The sequence below is a fragment of the Mesorhizobium sp. B2-8-5 genome (genome assembly GCF_006440675.2).
Lineage (GTDB): Bacteria > Pseudomonadota > Alphaproteobacteria > Rhizobiales > Rhizobiaceae > Mesorhizobium.
This window is the reverse complement of record NZ_CP083951.1, coordinates 4,850,699-4,867,592: the sequence shown is the minus strand read 5'-3', so window position 1 is coordinate 4,867,592 and position 16,894 is coordinate 4,850,699. Positions and strand designations below refer to the sequence as shown.

The following is a 16,894-nucleotide window of genomic DNA, read 5'->3' as shown; positions in this document are numbered from 1 at the left end:
CGGCAGGAAACAGCCAATGGTCCACATCATCCCCCTGTTCGTCGGCGAGCGCCGGCTCGATACTGGCAACGCGGTGCAGTATCCGGACACCTCGCCGGTCGGCGAGGCGATGCAGCAGTTCGGCGACAGGTGGCAGGCAGCCGCCGAGCGTTACGAGCAGCGCAAGGCGCAGCAGCAGGCCTTCGACACCGAGATCGCCGCGCGCCGGTTGAACGGCGAGCTCGCCCGGGCCGAGGCCGACGCCATGGCCAATTCCCCAGCCGACGGCGCCGGCCTGCACGAAACCATGTATGGCCAGGTCGATCCGTACACCGGCCAGTTGGTGAAGATCGGCCAGTTCGACACGCTGTTCGGCAATTTCCTGAAGCAGGTGCCGCCCGAGCTGCGCCCCGGCTTTGCCAGCCGCAAGGAAGCGCTGCGGGAGGCGGGCGCGATACGCCTGGCGCTGCAGCAAAATCAGCGCCGCAAGCAATATGAACAGGATCAGCTGGCGGAGGTCCACAGCGCCGAGTTCAGCAACATCGCGCAAAGCGACCCGAACGACACCGCCGCCTTCGATGCCTCTCGACAGGCCGGCCTCGACCTCCTCGCCAAGATGGACCTCGACCCGCAGATTAGGCTGCAGGCCGAAGCCGACTGGCGCGCCAGCACGGCGAAGGCGCGGATGCAGGCGCTGATCGCCCAGGACCCACGCCGCGCCGCCGAGATGCTGAGCGCCGGCCCGGTGGCAAGCGACGGCATGGGCGAGACTGTGCGCACGCAGCTTGGTGCCGGAGCGCAGGGCAAGGAAGCGACGGTAAAAGGCCAAAAAACGCCGGACGAGATGGTGGCGCAGGCGTTCGGCGAACGCCAGTCGCCGGATAGCGACACAGCTATTCCGCTCGATGCCATCACTTATCTGAAATCCGGCGACCTCGCCGCGCTGAAAGCCCAGGCCAACAACGCCACCGCGCCCAGATGATCGGCGCGAATGCGCGAGTGATGCTCGCCGAGCAGAACGCGCCGGCGGTTATCGCTGTCACGGGCAAATATCCTGAGGGGGAAAAGCCGACCGCGCAGGACTTCGTCAACGTCTACGGCGCCGACGAGGGCTCAAACCGTTTCGAGCATTTCCGCATTACCACCAGCGCCGCCAAGGCCTATTCCGACATGCATGCGGCGTCGAACCAGGCGATCCATGCCGAGCTCCTGCACTCGCGGCCTGGACCCGGCAGTTCATTGGAAGTGAGTGAACGCTACGAAGTAAAGGCTGGTGCCGCCCAACTGATTATCGCGGCCCGCAACGCCGATCCTGTCGCTTATGTCGGCAATCTGTTTCCCGGTGATGCTCCGGACTGGAGCAAGGTCAAGACGCCGCAAGAATTTCAGGCCGCCATCAACTGGGTCTGGGCTGCCCAGAAGCGGCTCGGTTTCAGCAGGACCTTGGCCGTCCCGCAGAATTTCTCAGACAGCCTTGGCGCAAGATATGTCGATGAGAGCGTGCCATTGCAGCAGCGCACCATCGAACTGAGCGAGACTCTAAAGGCAATACGCAACCCCGAGGCGCGCTTCACCTTTGCCGGACAGGTCTTCCAATCTGCCTTGGCTCGCATCCGGCAGAACGCGGCGGACAATCCAAAGATTTCCCCCGCGGAGCTGGAAGCCCAGGAAAAAGCTCTCCAGGTTAATTTGCTCCAGATGGCCGAGCACCCCGCTCGGGTACGGTTCGACGCCGGCTCATGGTGGCAAAAGCCGCTTGCAGCTGCGAACGACACCGTCAGGCTCATTGCCAACGGCGCGACTTTCGGTCAGGCTGACAAGTTCTCCGCCGGCATGAACTCGCTCTTCTCCGACAAGAGCTACGACGAGCTGCAGGCAGCCGAACAAGCTGAAACCGAAGACGCCAACGACCGTGCCGGCTCAGCCGGGATAGCCGCAAATCTGCTCGGTGCCTTCGCTTCCGGCCACGGCTTTCAGAGCGCCGGCCTTACCTTCACGGGCAAGCTGGGAGCCGAAGCCCTTGAGGGGCTGCCTGGTTTCTTGGCAAGAAGCACTACTGCGGCTGCCGACGGCGCCATGTTCGGTGGCGTGGATGCCGCGCTCAACGGCCGGGATATCGTGCGCGAAATGGGCTCCGGCGCGCTCTTGGGCGCGGGCGGGAATGCTCTTGCCGAAGGGCTTGGCGCGATTGGCCGAAAGGTGGTGGCCAAAATTGCCGGGCGGCCCATCGATGCAAAATCCTCTTTCGGCACGGATGTTGAAACAGACGCATCGTCCTATCGGGCTGACCCTAAGGCGAATGAAAATTCCACCCTCCCAAGGGACGCTGGCGAGGCCCCCCTTGGTCCTGAAGGCGCAACCAACGCCTCCGATGGTCCCGGGTTACACCTGTTTTACATGCCGCATTGGACGGACGCGCAACGACTTGCGGCAGACCTGAAAGTCGCGGCTCTAAACGCGGTTGAGAAGATAGTAACTCCGTCGACTCGCGCGACGACGTCAGCCAGTGTCAGGTACAAAGCCGAAGGAAACGAAGTGCCTATCGGCCATGACGTGGATCATGTACACGATTTGCAATTGGGAGGTGCCGAGGCGACGCATAACATGGCTCCGCTGGATTCAAGCGTGAACCGTAGCTTGGGTCCCCAGATATACCATCAGATAAAGCATCTGCCTCACGGGACGAGAATTGGCAAGGTAACGATCGGAGATCGATGATGTTTCCAAAGTTTCGGCAAAGCTTTTCTCCAGACGCAGGCCGCAGACCTGACTCCGTGAACATCGACACTGGCGTGCCAAGCCTGAATGAACTGCTTTCCAGTTTCGGTGGCGTGTCGTTCAACCACGGCCTTTACCGGATCGTCCGTGCCCAGGATTTGGCCGCGTGGAGCAACAGAATAATCTTGGGCTTCCCCGCATTTGCCGGGCGCATTACCTGTTTTGGATACGATTGGTTGGGCAGGACATTCGCCATTGACACCAAACGAACCGAGGAAGGCGAGCCTGGTGTGGTGATGTTCGAACCAGGGACCGGTGAAGCGCTTCAGATACCGGCCAATGTCCGGACTTTTCATGAAACCGAATTGGATGAGTATCAGGATGCCGCGCTGGCTTCGAATTTTTATGCGACATGGCGCGCCAACGGCGGCGCCGAACCTGCCTATAACCAATGCATCGGCTATAACGTCCCGCTCTTCCTGGGCGGCAAAGACGATCGTGAAAATCTAGAACTGACGGACCTGGAGGTTTATTGGCATATCACGGCTCAGCTCATCGCGAAGGTGAGGGGCTTGCCCCCGGGGACGCGCATAAACGTCAAAGGTGGGTGACTTCGAGAAAGCTGAATTCGACCCTGCAGCTCAACCCAATCCTGCGCAACCGGCCGCGGTTCGGGGCGGGTGATGAGAAATCCAGGGCTGCCTCCTTTTTCAACGCGGCCAGCTTGCTTGCAACTGAGAAGTTGTATATATCTATAATGCAATTATAGATTGCAAGGCATGGAATGTAAGGGGCCAACGGTCATTCTCGTCTTTGGTAGTGTCTGGTGAACCGGCGGTCTGGAATTCGAACTTACTATACGTACAAAGGGGGACTATATGGGTGCAGGTTCTGCCGCGATGCTGCTCGGGGCTCTGGTTCCGACGTTTTTGCTGAGCCGCTTGTTGCTCTGGATCACAAAGCGCTGGAACGGCGGCGTGCCGCGCCTGTTGGTGGTGCATGTCATTTGCGGCGCGCTCGCCGTTGTCGCCGCCGCATATGGCTACTCGCACACCGGGGCGCCGGATTGGTCTCGCAGTCCACTCTACGTTGTTGCTCAGTTGATCTGGCTGATTGTGGATTTCCTTCGCGGCCGCCGCCGCCGGCAAAGCCAGCCTGCAAGCTGACGGCACTCGGACCGCTCGAATCGATCCTTTTAGCCAATGGACAACGTTCCAGAGCCAGATTTCAGCAGCGTCACGCGCTTGCCTCCTGCTGATGTCAGCACCGGAGACGATGACCTCGATTCCGCCCTGGTCGAAGCCCGTCAATATCTCAAGTTCTATAACTGGGTCCTATCCATCAAGGGCGAATATTTTGGATATGGAGCCGAAGGAATAATCTACGTCTTTCTTTTTGAAATAGAGCCTGGGCGACCCGAGGTGAACCGATGGATTTGGGTGATCGTTGGCGATGTGCCGCCGACATATATCCCTGCTGATGACGCCGCCACGCCTTTCGAAGCTCTTGATGGCTACATTGGTGCCCTCGAGGAATGGGTCGAGGCGGCGCGGCAAGGAAAGTCGGTGGCAAAATTGATACCAGTCAACGTCGATGCAAGTCCCGCCAACGCGGAAATGCTGGCTGGTCGCCTCAAATTCCTTGACGAGAGGATTTTGCCAGAGCTCAAAGGTGATTGAGCGATGTTGGCCGTCTTGGTTCTAAGGGCTGGTCGACGAGTGGAATGGAAGTGCACTGCCATCGCAATTGCCGATTGACCCGGCCAACAAGATCGTCCTGCCTCGCGATGTCCATCGGGTAACAAGCTAGGTCATCGTGGAATCAGTTACTTGAGCACTTGGGAGGATAGTAGTGAGATATATCTTAACCGAGGGGCAGTTAGACGCGCCGGCCGAATCCGCGGTCGTCGATGGACTGTCTGCACACTTCGGATTCGAGTTACCGAGGGACTATACCGACTTCCTCAAAGAGCATAATGGGGGCGAAGGTTTTGTCCACGATAACTACATTATTTTCTTTAAGGCTGAGGAATTGGCCGACTTCAACCGAGAATATGAGGTAGAAAAATATGCACCAGGTATTCTCTTGTTCGCGTCTAACGGAGGAGGTGAAGCATATGGGTTTGATACTCAAGATCCAAATATGCCAATCGTGCGCGTTCCGTTCGTAGGTATGAACAGAAAGTTAGCTTTGAAAACGGCGCGTAACATAGCTGACTTATTTTCTCGACTGGCGGAATGAAAATGAGCGACAAAAGGGAATATTCGCGCAGAAAGGGCATGGAGCTGTTTGAGATTACACCCATTATCGTTGGTGGTGATCCAATCAGCCCGGAGAATAAAATCTTGGTGACCAGGCAAGAGCACTTTGAATTGGTACGCTTTTGGAATCGGACTATCGGGGATTTGCGTAAAGCGGCGCGAGCGGAGAAGTAGGCGGCGTTGAGGCTTCCGATGTCCTCACCAAGCTGATTTATCAGCCGCAGGCGTCGCAATTACGGTGGCAATGCACTTTCGCTTTGGCGATACGCCCTCAGCTCTTAAGTGGCTGCGAAAATTTAACATAAAACGCGGCCTGCACTTACATGGAACGCCTCCCGACCTGGACGGATATCGACCCGGCAATTTTAGCATTGAACTGCCAGCCGATTATTACCCAACTGAGCCATGAGCAGATCAATATAGGTGCGCTCCTATTAAAGGCTGATCTGAAATTGGCTGTATTCGCTCAACACGACTATTCGTTCTCGTCAGCTAAGGGGCGCACCCGATATCGACGAAATTTAGTAGCGCTTCGTTCCCGTCATCGTCCCGAAGGGTATAGAACGCTTGATATTCGGTCTCAGCTGGTCGCCATTCGAAATCCTTGACGACATCCGGGTCCACCGCGAACATATAGGAACGCATCGGACCGTAGATGAAGCCATGCTCGCCTTCCTTCGTCAGAATCTCTGCGGCAGTGGCTCCCTGTAGGCGATGCTTGTCCTCCGTGAAGACGGCTTTGCCTTGACCCTGTCGGACAACGGTTACAACAATTCCTGACCTGATCTCCTTGAAGAGCACGCCCCTTGGGCAGCTTTTCGACAGAGCTTCCGGCTGATCCAGGTCGTCGGATCGCGCTGCGCCGGATAGCAAGGCAAACACCGCCGCCGCGACGAGAACGAGTGGTCGCAATCATACCTCCTATGATTGTATTCTGAAAAGATCGCCGCAATGGTTGTAGCCGGTTTTATCGAAGGGTCCAACCGGATTTCGTCCCTTTGGCAAATCTGGCCGAGCCAGAATTACGGTGACCGGGCAGCCAATCTTCAGAAAGGCTTCGTTGCCCAGCCGCCGGTCAATACTCTCAACGTTCGCGGAATCCGGGTTTAATCACTGTCTGGCGCTAGTCCGACTCGACTCCTTTGCCTACTCACGATTGAGTGGTTAGCGGGGGGACGATGAAGCGGATAACCAAAGAGCAGCTTGCTAGCATCCATCGCGCAGCCTTGCGCCGTTGGCGTCGCCACGTTGCACGGCGATCCGTTGCCCGGCAAGCCACAGACTATACGCCCGCCGAATTGCGGATAGTGCCTCCTCAGAACCTGTCGTTCGCCAAAAATTTTCGTGAAACGATGTCGTTCATTGATAGTCTCCGAGATGCAACCCTTTTGACGGGAGACGCCCGAAGAAGAGTCTACGTGGATCTGGTCCCGGTGCAAAACTTGTCGGTCCCCGTAGCAATTGTCTTAGCTGCCGAATTTCATCGATGGTCGTTGATTAAGCGTGTACGCTTAAGGCCTCGGAACTCCTCTCGATGGGCTCCGGCGGTTAGGAACTTGCTGTCCGATCTGGGAGTGTTCGATCTTCTGGGTGCAAATCCCGTCTCCGGCGATTCCGCTGCCCTTGAAAATTATACCCTCACTCCATTGGAGTCAGGAGTCCGGTTCGACGGTAAGAAAATTGACGAATTGCAGTCTCATTTCTCGGCGACCCTGAAAGGGTTTACCAGAAAGCCGGAACTGTTTGAGGGATTGATGGAAGCTGCTGAAAACGCGATCTCTCACGCTTATCCTTCAGATTTCCAGCCGACCCACCCGTACGCGGGCCACCGTTGGTGGGGAGCAAGTTGCCTCGATATCAAGGAAATGCGACTGCGGTTCTTTATTTTTGACCAAGGGGCAGGGATACCCTTCACCCTTCCTAAAGGGCCGTTATACGAACGTATTTTGGCGTTCGTCGCTGAGCGGTCTGCTGGATTGATTTCCGACGACGCGCACATGCTCAGGGCAGCGTTCGAAGTAGGCAGGACGAGCACCGGATTGAACAACAGAGGTCTAGGACTGCAGCGAATGGCAGACGTAGTACGCGGTTCGGGTTCAGGCTTTCTCCGCATCATAAGCGGAAAAGCTGAAATCGTTCATCACCATGATGACCGGATTGTCAGCCACGGCTTGCCGTCGCATATTGGCGGCACACTTATCGAATGGAGCATGCCGGCAGACATTTTTATGGAAAGCTCCGGGGATCACGCCCATGCGCACGATTAGCATCGCGAGGGACTTCACACCCTATCCGGGTGGGCGCTACAAGAGAAACGGCAAGGGAAGCGGGCAGGAGTTCAGAGAAGAGTTTCTTGTCCCACTTTTCAAGAAGAATGAGACTGCCGTAATTGAATTAGAAGGCGCCAGCGGCTACCCGCCTTCATTTTTGGAAGAGGCCTTCGGGGGATTGGTAAGAGAGGGATACGCCCCTGAGGAAATAAAGCGTCGGATTCGTTTAGTTGCTACTCCGGCATATGATTCCTACACTCGACTGATTTGGCAGTATGTCGAGAGGGCCCAGCGGTTGCATGCCCAGCACTGACGTCGTTGCATCTCTTGGGCAGACACTCATAGCAGCTGGGACTGGTGCGCTCATTGCCAATTTTATCGCTGAATTGGTCAAGGGTCTCGTTCGCAAAAGCCAAGCGCTAGAGGCAGCAAGGGATGAGGATCTATCCACTCTTTTGAAAATTGTCGAAGAGATGCAGGATCTTGCGACTGAATACTGGACAGCGACTGGCGTCGAACTCGGCGCGCGAGAGCCAGTCCTCAGAGCAAAAATTGTCGCTCGCCAGCAGCTGGCACTAGAGCTGATAGCTCACTTGTTCAAAGAGAACGCCAAGCGCGATTGTGACGTGATGTTCACAAAAATAATGGATGTGGTGGGTGGCGACGAATTTGGAGAACCAGATCGTGCGGCGTCACCAGAGCGACTGGCTGCAGTATATCAATACGGCATGTCCTTTCTTCACCTCGCAAAAAAGTCTCGTCGAGGGTTAAAGCGAGGCCTTCTGGCATGATACGCCGGCGGGGCGTGCCCCCGCCGGGCGTCAGCCCTCAATAATCGCCGTTGTAATACCGGTCGTCGCAGGGCGCGGTGTAGATGCGGCCGTAACGGTCTTGGTAGCGGCAGAGCTGGTCGCCGCGGCGCTGCGGGGTGGTGGCCGAGCCGACGACGGCGCCGAGCAGAGCGCCGCTCGCGGCACCGATCACCGTGCTCTTGGTGTTGCCGCCGATCGCCTGGCCGACCAGCGCGCCGCCGGCGCCGCCCAGCAATGCGCCGGTGGTGGCCCGCTGCTGGCCTTCGGTCTGCGTCTCGCAGCCGGCAAGTGCCGCAGTCATCAGCACCGCCAGAATAGCCTTCTTGATGATCATCACTAGAACTCCTCTGAAGCCCCAGGGACTGACGACGGGGGCGAACCGAGCTGAACTGCGGTCGCATTGCGGCGGAACGGCGGCGGAGCCCGCTCACGAAGTGAATCACGGTTTCGCGGCGGTTGAACGCCATGGTTTCCAAACCGGAAAGATCAGCCTCAACAGGACGATGGTGCTCCCGCCTGAATCAGAATGCGAAGTTCCTAGGCCGCTTCGTTACGCATCGCTTCCCTGGCGGCAGCGGTCAGAAACCCGGAACGGCTGTAGCCGTGACGTTCGGCGTAGCGGTCGATTTCGCCGAGAACATCCTCCGGAATGGTGACGTTGACGCGCACGACCTTTGCCGCTTCCGTCTTCAGCGTGACGAGGATGGCAACGCCCGCACGGTTGTCCTCGTCGGCCATCACGTCCTCGAGCGATGACGGCTCGGGAATGGCCTCACCGTCTTCGACCAGACCGTCGACATGGAAGGCAAGCGCCTCTTCGGCCAGCGTGCGTGCCTCGTCGAGGCTTGTCCCGGCCGTGACCACGCCGGGGAAATCGGGGAACGAGACGCCGAAATCGCTGTCCGCGTCCTTGTGGATCAGTCCAATATAGTGACGCATATATCTACCTCAGCTTCAGGCCGGATTGTTTCTCGATAGACTTCAACGTGCCGATCGGGATGTCACGTTTGGGATGCGGCACCGTCACTCGACCCGGTTTAGTGCGGTGCTTGAACTGGGCGTGACTGCCCTTGCGAGCCACCTCGAACCAGCCATCGGCCAGCAACTTGTCGATGACATCGGCGCTTTTCATGTTGTGTATTAATACACATAATTCAAGGGCGCGTCCATAATCTGACCGCCAATAGTGTCCAGCCTTCGCTGTCGCTCCGGGCGTTCATTGTTCGGAAGCCAGGCAATTGGCTTTCCGTCCGCCGCGCGGGCCACGCCTGACCCCCAGAAAATTCCCCCCAAGAATGGAGAAATGACATGACCCGAGGACTTCCCCGGACCCTTTCCCGCGCCGCTGCCCGCGAGGCTGGCCTTGCGCCACCGAAGCTCGGGCTGAAGGCCGTGACGAGCGGCCAGGGCGGAAGCTACCGCACCGTCTTCACCTTCACCGGCATGCAGGTGCCGGTCACCGATGCGCTGGCCTATGCGAGCCAGAAGATCTTCGACTTTTTCGACGGCAAGGTGCGCATCAAGGGCGGCACGGCAAGGCTGCAGTTCGCGGTGCTGACCGCGCGTGCCTCGACCATCAACGACGGCGCCGCGCTTACCTGGGGCATAGGCTCGGCGGCGGCTTCCGGCGCCACGCTCGCCGGCACGATGGTCAATGTGCTGGCCTCCACCAGCCGCACATTGGATGGGACGGGCGCCGCGCTTTCCACCGCCTCGACGGCCGACATCGCCGCCGCTGCGACGCTCGACGGCACCACGACGCCGGTCGACCTCTACCTCAACCTTGCGTTTGCCACCGGCACGGATATCGACGCCGACGGCACGCTTGCGGTGACCGGCACGATTACGCTGCTGTGGGAGAACTGGGGCGATAACGCGTAGGCGTTGAGGCTCTTCCTTCTCCCCTTGCGGGAGAAGGTGGCCTCGCGAAGCGAGGTCGGATGAGAGGTGCTCCAGCTTGGCGCATCCTCATCAAAATCATCAACGCATCATTCCTTCCAACACTCCTCATCCGTCTCGGCGCTGCGCGCCGATCCACCTTCTCCCACAAGGGGAGAAGGAGAAGAAAGGAATCTTAATCATGACAGATCTGGCAGAGGCCGGGTCCGTGGCTTCGCGGCCGGCGGGCAACCTGGAGACGCCTCCGGTTTCCGGGGACAACGGGTCCGCCCCGGCGACGGCCAAAAGTTGGTTTGACGGTCTTTCCGAAGGCAACCGCAAGCTCGCTGAAGCCAAGGGCTGGAACAAAGCCGAAAGCCTCGATCGGGTTTTCACATCCTATGCGGAACTGGAGCGTCAGCAGGGCGAAAGCCTGCGCGTTCCGGGCAGGGACGCGCCGAAGGAGGAATGGGACAGGTTCCATTCCAGATTGCCGGAAGCGATGCGTCCGCTGACCTCGGCCGAAAAAGTCGAATACCGGCGGCCCGAAAACCTGCCGGAAAACTTCGCCTATTCGGACGAGCTCGCCAATGCCTCGAAGGCCTGGGCGGTGGAAGCGGGCGCCAGCCCGAAGATCGCCCAGGCCTATCACGACCGCTTCGTCGGCTACATGGCCGAGCAGGCCGCCGCCCAGCAGGCGGCGCTGTCGCGCTCGGTCGAAGCCACCCATGACGAACTCGTGCGCGACTGGGGGCCGACCGGCAGCGACGGCTTTCGCCAGAAGCTCGAGGTCGCCAACCGGGCGATGAAGAGACTCGGGCTGGTCGACGCCTACAAGCAGAAGGGCATCCTTCTGCCCGACGGCGCGCTGACCGATCCGCAGATCGCCCGTGCCTTCCATGCGATCGGCGAGGCGATGTTCCGCGAAGACACGATCGACGCCGATGGGGCGCCGCGGGGGCAGAACCCCTTCCGGCGGAACGCCGTCGGCGAGCGCAACATTTCGGCCATCTCCGCCCTTGTCAAAAGCGACCCTCAACGCGCCCGGCGGCTCGCCAGGGATGCCGGCGAAAACCCGGATCTCTGGATGCCCAACAACCCGCTCTAGCTGAGCAACCCGCCGTCTCAACCAACCTCAAAGGAACAAAAGAATGGCAGACGCCTATACCCGCATCGCGGACGCGATCGTTCCGTCCGTCTATGCCCAGTACTCGTTCGAGGAGCACGTCCAGTCCCTCGAAATCTACCAGGCCGGCATCCTGTTTTCCGATCCGGCGATTTCCGCGAAGCTATCGATGGGGGGCCGCTCGGTCGACATGCCCGGATGGAAGGATCTCGGCAACGATCCGTCGGAGCCGGTCAACGACGATCCGGCCGACTCCATCGAGATGAAGAAGATCGGCTCGCGCCGCGAGGTCGCCGCCCGCAACGTGCGGGCCCAGGCCTGGGGCGTTCCGGACCTGACCGCGATCCTTGCCGGCGACGATCCGCAGAAGCTGATCGTGCGGCGCCAGACCGAATACTGGCAGCGCGCCAACAAGCTCACCCTGCTCGGCATCCTGAAGGGCGTGCTCGCCGACAATGTGGCGAACGATGGCGGCGACCTGGTGCGTACCACCGGCGCCTCGATCGTCGACACCGACATCATCGAGGCGGCCTACCTGATGGGTGATCGTGCGGACAAGTTCCGCACCATCTGGATGCATTCCAAGCAGATGAAGGCCCTCAAGCTCGCCGACCTGATCGACTACGTGCCGTCCTCGGAGCAGGGCGAGCCGCTGATCCCCTATTACATGGGCCTGCGCTGCGTGGTCGACGACGACATCCCGCAGGCTGCGGGCGTCTACACGGCCTTCATGTTCAAGGACAAGGCGATCCTCTGGAACGAGCTGCCGGTCAACTCCGAAGGCGGCCCGCTGGAGTTCGACCGCAAGCCGCGCCAGGGCCATGGCGGCGGCGTCACCGAAATGGTGGGGCGCCGGCATTTCGTGGCCCATGTTCCCGGCACGCGCTTCCTCGATGCTTCCACCGCCGGCGAGTTCGCCACCGACGCCGAGTTGGCGCTGGCGATGAACTGGGACCGCACGGCCTCCAGCGTGAAGAACATGAGCTTCATCGCGCTGAAGACGACGGAAGCGTAAGGGCGCAGGTTTCCTCGCTCCCACGAAAGTGGGGGCGAGGTGGCCGCGTAGCGGCCGGAGAGGGGGAACGCCCTTCGCGAAGCGCGAGGCCAGGTCTTCAGCCGGTTCTGGTCTATCACAGGGCGTCCCCTCTCCGTCTCGGCTTCGCCGAGCCACCTCTCCCCCGCATTCGCGGGGGCGAGGAACCGAGCATTTTCTCACCCACCCACCACGGATCACCGACCCATGGCCATCACCCCGCTCGACATCGCCAACATGGCCTTAGCCGTTCTCGACGAGGCGCCGATCGACAGCCTCGACCAGGACGTCAAGGCCGCGCGGCTGCTCAACCTGCATCTCGATCTCACCCGTGAGGGCGAGCTTGCCAAGCACGCCTGGGTGTTCGCCATCCTTTCGGCGCAGGTCGCGGGCGCCGACACCGGCAGCGGCAATTGCACGCTGAACCATGCCTATGAATTGCCGGCCGACTGCATCCGCCCGTTGCCGCCGACCGCCAATGGCGAGCCGGACGGCCAGCCGATCTCCTGGCGCCAGGAGGCGGGGCTGATCTATTCCGACCAGGCCGGGCCGCTGACCATCCGCTACCTTGCCAACCTGACAGACCCGAACGACTGGGACGCGCTGTTCACCGAGGTGCTGGTCGCGGCCCTGGCGATCAAGATCGCGCATCCGCTGACCCACAAGGCCGGCATGATCGACATCGCCCGCGCCGCCTATGACCGCGCGCTCGACGCGGCCTTCAGCGCGAACGCCATCCAGCGTGGCGGCCGGCTCTATACCGGCGCCTGGGCGACCCAGCGCGGCGATTTCCGTCTTTGATTTCACGCATGTCTTTGCCCCGAAACCGGTTCCCGCTTTCGGGAGACATGCTTTGAGGAGCTTTCGCTAAATGACGGCGCTCTATCCGGTCCAGGATGTTTTCACCCGTGGCGAGATCTCGCCCAGGCTCCATTCGCGCGCCTCGCTCGACCTCTACCGGGCAGCGCTCGCCAAATGCGAGAACTTCGTCACCCTGCCGCACGGCGGCATCCGCGCCCGCGGCGGCACCTACTTCGTCAACGAGGTGAAGAACTCGGCGAAGAAGACCCGCGGCATCCCCTTCATCTTCTCTTCCGAGCAGGCCTACTGCCTGGAGTTCGGCGACCGGTACATCCGCGTTTATGCCTATGGCGCGCGCGTCGGCACGGTCGAGATCGCCTCGCCCTATCTGGAAGCCGATCTCTTCGAGCTCGCCTATGTGCAGTCGGCCGACCAGATGTGGATCACCCATCGCGACTATCCGCCCAAGGTGCTGACCCGCGAGGCGCACACCACCTGGACGCTGAGCGATTTCCAGTTCCTGGACGGGCCTTACGACGACATCAACGATACCGGAACGACGATGACGCCGGCCCAGACCGGCGCCGTCCACCCGATCATGACCGGCCTGACCACGCCGAGCGGCACGGTGTCCGGCGCCTATGCTCATGGCGACGAATGGCAGGCGTTCACCGATGCCTTGGGCCGGTTCTACGATCCGGACCACGGCAATGGCTGGATCGCCTATGACTTTCCCGGCGCGGCCACCAAGATCTGCGATGCCTATTGGATCGTGGCGTCTGCCGGGAACCCGGAATACACGCCCGTCTCGTGGACGTTCGAGGGCTACGACGGCACCAACTGGATCGTCCTCGACACGCGCGCGGCTGAAACCGGGTGGAGCCGAAGCGAGCGGCGCTTTTATGAGTGCGCGAACAAGATCGCGTTCCAGTCCTACCGCCTGAACTGGTCAGCCTCGGACGACAGCAACCAGAACGACAGCGCCATCAACGACATGGGCTGGCACGAGGCCGGCGACAGCATGACGCCGTTCAATCTCACCGCATCGTCGATCGTCGGCATCAATGACGGCGCCGGCTTCCAATCGACCGATGTCGGACGCGCGATCCGGCTGCTGGGCTCCGACGGCATCTGGCGTTGGGCGAAGATCGCGAGCGTCGTCAGCACCACCGTGGTCACAATCAGGCTCTACGGACATTCGCTGCCGAACCTCACGCCGATCACCCGCTGGCGCCTCGGCACATTCGTACCGGGAAAATACGTGGAATCGGGCTCGCTCTACGAAGAGCGCCTAGCCTTCAGCCGGCGCTTCTCGGTCTATGTCTCAGCCACCGGCGACTTCGACAATTTCGCGCTCGGCGAGAAGGATGACGATGCGCTGGAATTCGTCCAGGCCGGCGGTGGCCAGGCCAACGACATCGTTTGGATCGCCGATTCCGACGGCGCGCTGCTGATCGGCACTTCGGGCGGCATCCGCGCGCTGTCCGGCTCCGGCATAGACGAGGCGCTGACGCCGTCCTCCTTCAAGAACCGCCGCTCGCGCACCTTTGGCTGCGCCCGCATCCGCCCGGTCGATGCCGGCCAGTCCTTCCTCTATGTCACGCGCTCGCGCCGCTCGATCGCCGAACTGGCGCAGGCGCAGACCGGCCGCTTCACCTCCGACGACATTGGGCAGATTTCCGAGCATATTGCCAAGCAGGGTGTGGTCGAGCTCGCCTTCCAGACCGACCCGGACCCTATGCTGTGGTTCCCGCTCGATAATGGCGAGCTCGGCGGCTACACCCACCAACCAAGCCAGGAGGTGCGCGGCATGCACCGCCACCGCTTCGGCGGCGAATTTTCCGGGTCCGGTTGGGCGGTCGTCGAAAGCGCGGTGGTCACGCCCGGACAGAACGGCGTCGACGACATCTGGCTGATCGTCAAGCGCAGCATCGGCGGCGCGACCAAGCGCTACATCGAGGTGATGCAGCCGCCCTTCGAATACGGCGCGCTGGAAGACGCCTTCCAGGTCGATTGCGGGCTGACCTATTCCGGCGCGCCGGTCAATGTCGTCTCCGGCCTCGGCCATCTCAACGGCGAGAAAGTCGGCGTGCTGGCCGACGGCAAGGTCTTTCGCGGCATCACCGTCGCGTCCGGCCAGGTGACGCTGCCTGGCAGCGCAACCGCCGCCAAATGGCAGGTCGGGCTTCCGTTTCAATCGCAGGCCGACACGCTGGAGCTCGACGTCGGCGGCCAGGACGGCTCGCTCGTTGGCCGCCGCAAGAAGGTGGCGAAGCTGATCCTGTCATTGCTCGAGACCGACCCCACGGGGCTTGAGGTGCAGTCCTTCCTGCGCGGCCGCTGGGAGGCCGTGCGCATGCCCTCGATCGTCGCGCCGGACGGCAAGGCGAAGCTCTATACCGGCAATGTCGAGGTGCCGATCGACGACTCCTGGGAAGGGCAGGGCAGGGTAAGGATCCGCCACATCAACCCCACGCCCTGCACGATCCGGGCGTTCACGCCTGTGTTCGACGCGGAGTCGTAGAAACAGCTGATCTCCCCCACGAGGGGAAGATTGGCTCTCCGCCGTCCCGCTCATCAATTTCCCACCCAAGGAACTCCCAATGACACCCCATGCCGAAGCTCTCGGCAGGGCGCGAACGGCTGCGGATTTCGCCGCCGTCATCGCCTTGCTCGACACCGACCTTTCGCAAGCCATCGCCAGCCGCCAGGGTCTGATGCAAGCGGAGGACTGCGCCATTTTCGGCGGCGACCTCGCCGCCGCACGGGCGGCACTCGATGGCTGCAACGACACGATCGCGACGCTGGAACGAGCAATTGCCGTCGCCGGCAGCCGCCGAGCCACCGCCGCCGAGGCCGAGGCCCGCGCCGACATCGAGGCGCTGGCCGACGAGATCGAAGGCAAGGCGGCACTTCTCGGCACCCGCTGGCGTGCTGTTCGCCGGCTGGTCGAGGAATTGCGCGAGGAATTGTTCGAGGCCGATGCGCTGTCGCGCGCCATCGCTACCGCCAACGGCCTGTTCGACGCCGCCGGCTTGCCGCGCCTGAAGGTGAGCCTTGCCGCCACCCGCCGCGCCGCCATGGCCGGTCCGCGTGCGCCGGTGCCGGCGCGCCTCAGCCGGGCCGGCCTCGCGGCCGACCGGCAGCTTCTTTCGCTGATCAGCACCGGCGGCGCGCTCGACCCGCGCCCGGCGCTGCGCGCGCCCGTCGCGGGCGCGACCAGGAAACCCAAGACCCCGCGAGGCTGAACCATGTGCACATTAGCTCTTCTTGGACTGGCAGGCACGGCCGTCTCGGTCGGCGGCGCCCTGATGCAGGGCGCCCAGCAGCAGCAATTGGCCAACTACCAGGCCAAGGCCTACGAGCAGCAGGCGCAGGCCGATGCGCAAAGCGCCGCCTTCGAACAGAGACAGGAGCGCCGCAAGCAGGACCTGCTCGAAGCCCAGGCGCGCGCCCAGGCGGGCGCTTCCGGAGTCGGCATTGCCGGCTCGCCGACCGAGGTGCTGGCGGCGAACGCCCGGCAGGGTCAGGTCTACCTCGATGCGACTCTGTACAATTCACGGCTGCGCCAGAACAACCTCAACACCCAGGCCGCCATCTCGCGCTTCCAGGGCAAGCAGGCGATGACGGCCTCGATCTTCAAGGCCGGCGGCAGCCTGATCGACGGGCTGTCGGGCCTCTACGATCCGGCCAAATCCGTGACCTTGGGCGGGTCGTCGCTTTCGCCTCGGGCGAGCAGGGCCATCATCGGCGGCTACACGGGGCTATATTGAAATGGTCCACGTCATCCCCCTGTTCGTCGGCGAGCGCCGGCTCGATACCGGCAACGTGGTGCAATATCCGGACACCTCGCCGGTCGGCGAGGCGGTCCAGCAATTCGGCGACCGGTGGCAGGCAGCCGCCGAGCGCTACGAGCAGCGCAAGGCGCAGCAGCAGGCCTTCGACACCGAGATCGCCGCGCGCCGGTTGAACGGCGAGCTCGCCTAGGCCGAGGCCGAGACAGTAGCCAACGCGCC

At 61.4% G+C, this 16,894-nt stretch carries 22 protein-coding genes; 18 read left to right on the top strand and 4 right to left on the bottom strand.

The window, feature by feature from the left end; translation table 11 throughout:
• Positions 1 to 16: 16 nt before the first annotated feature.
• The 7 genes from FJ430_RS23835 to FJ430_RS23805 all read left to right on the top strand — a co-directional run bounded on the left by FJ430_RS23835 (position 17) and on the right by FJ430_RS23805 (position 5,132).
• Positions 17 to 961 (top strand): hypothetical protein, encoded by a 945-nt coding sequence (locus FJ430_RS23835; protein ID WP_181175588.1) that lies wholly within the window; start codon positions 17 to 19, stop codon positions 959 to 961.
• On the top strand, positions 958 to 2,697 hold the full coding sequence (locus FJ430_RS23830) for a hypothetical protein (RefSeq protein WP_140710778.1): 1,740 nt from the start codon (positions 958 to 960) through the stop codon (positions 2,695 to 2,697). The genes FJ430_RS23835 and FJ430_RS23830 overlap by 4 nt, the downstream gene beginning before the upstream one ends.
• A gap of 56 nt (positions 2,698 to 2,753) precedes the next feature.
• On the top strand, positions 2,754 to 3,308 hold the full coding sequence (locus FJ430_RS23825; protein ID WP_226891868.1) for a T6SS immunity protein Tdi1 domain-containing protein: 555 nt from the start codon (positions 2,754 to 2,756) through the stop codon (positions 3,306 to 3,308).
• Between the two features lie 267 nt (positions 3,309 to 3,575).
• Positions 3,576 to 3,863 carry a hypothetical protein gene (locus tag FJ430_RS23820; RefSeq protein ID WP_140659360.1) on the top strand — a complete coding sequence of 96 codons (288 nt, stop codon included), beginning with the start codon at positions 3,576 to 3,578 and terminating at the stop codon, positions 3,861 to 3,863.
• Between the two features lie 36 nt (positions 3,864 to 3,899).
• Positions 3,900 to 4,376, top strand: coding sequence for a hypothetical protein (locus tag FJ430_RS23815; protein WP_140659359.1), 477 nt, complete (start codon positions 3,900 to 3,902; stop codon positions 4,374 to 4,376).
• 172 nt (positions 4,377 to 4,548) lie between these two features.
• Positions 4,549 to 4,938, top strand: a complete 390-nt coding sequence (locus FJ430_RS23810; RefSeq protein WP_140659358.1) for an SMI1/KNR4 family protein — start codon at positions 4,549 to 4,551, stop codon at positions 4,936 to 4,938.
• A 2-nt stretch (positions 4,939 to 4,940) separates the two neighbouring features.
• Positions 4,941 to 5,132: a hypothetical protein gene (locus FJ430_RS23805; protein WP_140710776.1), complete on the top strand. Its 192-nt coding sequence runs from the start codon at positions 4,941 to 4,943 to the stop codon at positions 5,130 to 5,132.
• A 318-nt stretch (positions 5,133 to 5,450) separates the two neighbouring features.
• Here FJ430_RS23805 and FJ430_RS23800 read toward each other — a convergent pair whose 3' ends face one another.
• Positions 5,451 to 5,870: a hypothetical protein gene (locus FJ430_RS23800; protein ID WP_140710774.1), complete on the bottom strand. Its 420-nt coding sequence runs from the start codon at positions 5,868 to 5,870 to the stop codon at positions 5,451 to 5,453.
• A 644-nt stretch (positions 5,871 to 6,514) separates the two neighbouring features.
• Here FJ430_RS23800 and FJ430_RS23795 point away from each other — a divergent pair.
• From FJ430_RS23795 to FJ430_RS23785, 3 genes are read left to right on the top strand one after another with little or no spacing between them, the layout of a single operon-like run.
• Positions 6,515 to 7,225, top strand: a complete 711-nt coding sequence (locus FJ430_RS23795; protein WP_181175586.1) for a hypothetical protein — start codon at positions 6,515 to 6,517, stop codon at positions 7,223 to 7,225.
• A complete protein-coding gene (locus tag FJ430_RS23790; protein ID WP_181175585.1) occupies positions 7,212 to 7,541 on the top strand; it encodes an STAS-like domain-containing protein in 330 nt (109 codons plus the stop codon). Before FJ430_RS23795 ends, FJ430_RS23790 begins: the two co-directional genes overlap by 14 nt.
• The gene (locus tag FJ430_RS23785; protein ID WP_140710770.1) at positions 7,528 to 8,019 is read left to right on the top strand and encodes a hypothetical protein; all 492 of its coding nucleotides are present in this window, start codon (positions 7,528 to 7,530) and stop codon (positions 8,017 to 8,019) included. Before FJ430_RS23790 ends, FJ430_RS23785 begins: the two co-directional genes overlap by 14 nt.
• Positions 8,020 to 8,056: 37 nt before the next feature.
• Here FJ430_RS23785 and FJ430_RS23780 read toward each other — a convergent pair whose 3' ends face one another.
• The 3 genes from FJ430_RS23780 to FJ430_RS23770 all read right to left on the bottom strand — a co-directional run bounded on the left by FJ430_RS23780 (position 8,057) and on the right by FJ430_RS23770 (position 9,172).
• Complete coding sequence (locus FJ430_RS23780; protein ID WP_140536753.1) at positions 8,057 to 8,374, bottom strand: YMGG-like glycine zipper-containing protein; 318 nt, start codon at positions 8,372 to 8,374, stop codon at positions 8,057 to 8,059.
• 203 nt (positions 8,375 to 8,577) lie between these two features.
• Entirely contained in the window at positions 8,578 to 8,979 is a 402-nt protein-coding gene (locus FJ430_RS23775; protein ID WP_140710768.1) for a type II toxin-antitoxin system HicB family antitoxin, read from the bottom strand.
• A 4-nt stretch (positions 8,980 to 8,983) separates the two neighbouring features.
• On the bottom strand, positions 8,984 to 9,172 hold the full coding sequence (locus FJ430_RS23770; protein ID WP_140710766.1) for a type II toxin-antitoxin system HicA family toxin: 189 nt from the start codon (positions 9,170 to 9,172) through the stop codon (positions 8,984 to 8,986).
• A 176-nt stretch (positions 9,173 to 9,348) separates the two neighbouring features.
• Here FJ430_RS23770 and FJ430_RS23765 point away from each other — a divergent pair, with 176 nt between their 5' ends.
• The 8 genes from FJ430_RS23765 (at position 9,349) to FJ430_RS23730 (ending at position 16,865) form a co-directional block, all read left to right on the top strand.
• A complete protein-coding gene (locus FJ430_RS23765) occupies positions 9,349 to 9,921 on the top strand; it encodes a hypothetical protein (protein WP_140710764.1) in 573 nt (190 codons plus the stop codon).
• Between the two features lie 199 nt (positions 9,922 to 10,120).
• Entirely contained in the window at positions 10,121 to 11,026 is a 906-nt protein-coding gene (locus FJ430_RS23760) for a hypothetical protein (RefSeq protein ID WP_140710800.1), read from the top strand.
• Between the two features lie 43 nt (positions 11,027 to 11,069).
• Complete coding sequence (locus FJ430_RS23755) at positions 11,070 to 12,059, top strand: Coat protein (protein WP_140710762.1); 990 nt, start codon at positions 11,070 to 11,072, stop codon at positions 12,057 to 12,059.
• 225 nt (positions 12,060 to 12,284) lie between these two features.
• Positions 12,285 to 12,878, top strand: a complete 594-nt coding sequence (locus FJ430_RS23750; RefSeq protein ID WP_140710760.1) for a hypothetical protein — start codon at positions 12,285 to 12,287, stop codon at positions 12,876 to 12,878.
• A 70-nt stretch (positions 12,879 to 12,948) separates the two neighbouring features.
• On the top strand, positions 12,949 to 15,402 hold the full coding sequence (locus FJ430_RS23745; protein WP_140710758.1) for a hypothetical protein: 2,454 nt from the start codon (positions 12,949 to 12,951) through the stop codon (positions 15,400 to 15,402).
• Positions 15,403 to 15,481: 79 nt separating this feature from the next.
• Positions 15,482 to 16,126, top strand: a complete 645-nt coding sequence (locus FJ430_RS23740) for a hypothetical protein (protein ID WP_140710756.1) — start codon at positions 15,482 to 15,484, stop codon at positions 16,124 to 16,126.
• A gap of 3 nt (positions 16,127 to 16,129) precedes the next feature.
• Complete coding sequence (locus FJ430_RS23735; protein WP_226891866.1) at positions 16,130 to 16,651, top strand: hypothetical protein; 522 nt, start codon at positions 16,130 to 16,132, stop codon at positions 16,649 to 16,651.
• Position 16,652: 1 nt separating this feature from the next.
• Positions 16,653 to 16,865 carry a hypothetical protein gene (locus FJ430_RS23730; RefSeq protein ID WP_181175584.1) on the top strand — a complete coding sequence of 71 codons (213 nt, stop codon included), beginning with the start codon at positions 16,653 to 16,655 and terminating at the stop codon, positions 16,863 to 16,865.
• The last annotated feature ends 29 nt before the right edge of the window (positions 16,866 to 16,894 follow it).

Excerpts from the sequence above, each read along its gene's own strand:
- FJ430_RS23835 (WP_181175588.1), top strand. The coding sequence starts at position 17 with ATGGTCCACATCATCCCCCTGTTCGTCGGCGAGCGCCGGCTCGATACT.
- FJ430_RS23830 (WP_140710778.1), top strand. The coding sequence starts at position 958 with ATGATCGGCGCGAATGCGCGAGTGATGCTCGCCGAGCAGAACGCGCCG.
- FJ430_RS23820 (WP_140659360.1), top strand. The coding sequence starts at position 3,576 with ATGGGTGCAGGTTCTGCCGCGATGCTGCTCGGGGCTCTGGTTCCGACG.
- FJ430_RS23815 (WP_140659359.1), top strand. The coding sequence starts at position 3,900 with ATGGACAACGTTCCAGAGCCAGATTTCAGCAGCGTCACGCGCTTGCCT.
- FJ430_RS23805 (WP_140710776.1), top strand. The coding sequence starts at position 4,941 with ATGAGCGACAAAAGGGAATATTCGCGCAGAAAGGGCATGGAGCTGTTT.
- FJ430_RS23790 (WP_181175585.1), top strand. The coding sequence starts at position 7,212 with ATGCGCACGATTAGCATCGCGAGGGACTTCACACCCTATCCGGGTGGG.
- FJ430_RS23785 (WP_140710770.1), top strand. The coding sequence starts at position 7,528 with ATGCCCAGCACTGACGTCGTTGCATCTCTTGGGCAGACACTCATAGCA.
- FJ430_RS23780 (WP_140536753.1), bottom strand. The coding sequence starts at position 8,374 with ATGATCATCAAGAAGGCTATTCTGGCGGTGCTGATGACTGCGGCACTT.
- FJ430_RS23775 (WP_140710768.1), bottom strand. The coding sequence starts at position 8,979 with ATGCGTCACTATATTGGACTGATCCACAAGGACGCGGACAGCGATTTC.
- FJ430_RS23770 (WP_140710766.1), bottom strand. The coding sequence starts at position 9,172 with ATGAAAAGCGCCGATGTCATCGACAAGTTGCTGGCCGATGGCTGGTTC.
- FJ430_RS23765 (WP_140710764.1), top strand. The coding sequence starts at position 9,349 with ATGACCCGAGGACTTCCCCGGACCCTTTCCCGCGCCGCTGCCCGCGAG.
- FJ430_RS23760 (WP_140710800.1), top strand. The coding sequence starts at position 10,121 with ATGACAGATCTGGCAGAGGCCGGGTCCGTGGCTTCGCGGCCGGCGGGC.
- FJ430_RS23755 (WP_140710762.1), top strand. The coding sequence starts at position 11,070 with ATGGCAGACGCCTATACCCGCATCGCGGACGCGATCGTTCCGTCCGTC.
- FJ430_RS23750 (WP_140710760.1), top strand. The coding sequence starts at position 12,285 with ATGGCCATCACCCCGCTCGACATCGCCAACATGGCCTTAGCCGTTCTC.
- FJ430_RS23745 (WP_140710758.1), top strand. The coding sequence starts at position 12,949 with ATGACGGCGCTCTATCCGGTCCAGGATGTTTTCACCCGTGGCGAGATC.
- FJ430_RS23740 (WP_140710756.1), top strand. The coding sequence starts at position 15,482 with ATGACACCCCATGCCGAAGCTCTCGGCAGGGCGCGAACGGCTGCGGAT.
- FJ430_RS23735 (WP_226891866.1), top strand. The coding sequence starts at position 16,130 with ATGTGCACATTAGCTCTTCTTGGACTGGCAGGCACGGCCGTCTCGGTC.
- FJ430_RS23730 (WP_181175584.1), top strand. The coding sequence starts at position 16,653 with ATGGTCCACGTCATCCCCCTGTTCGTCGGCGAGCGCCGGCTCGATACC.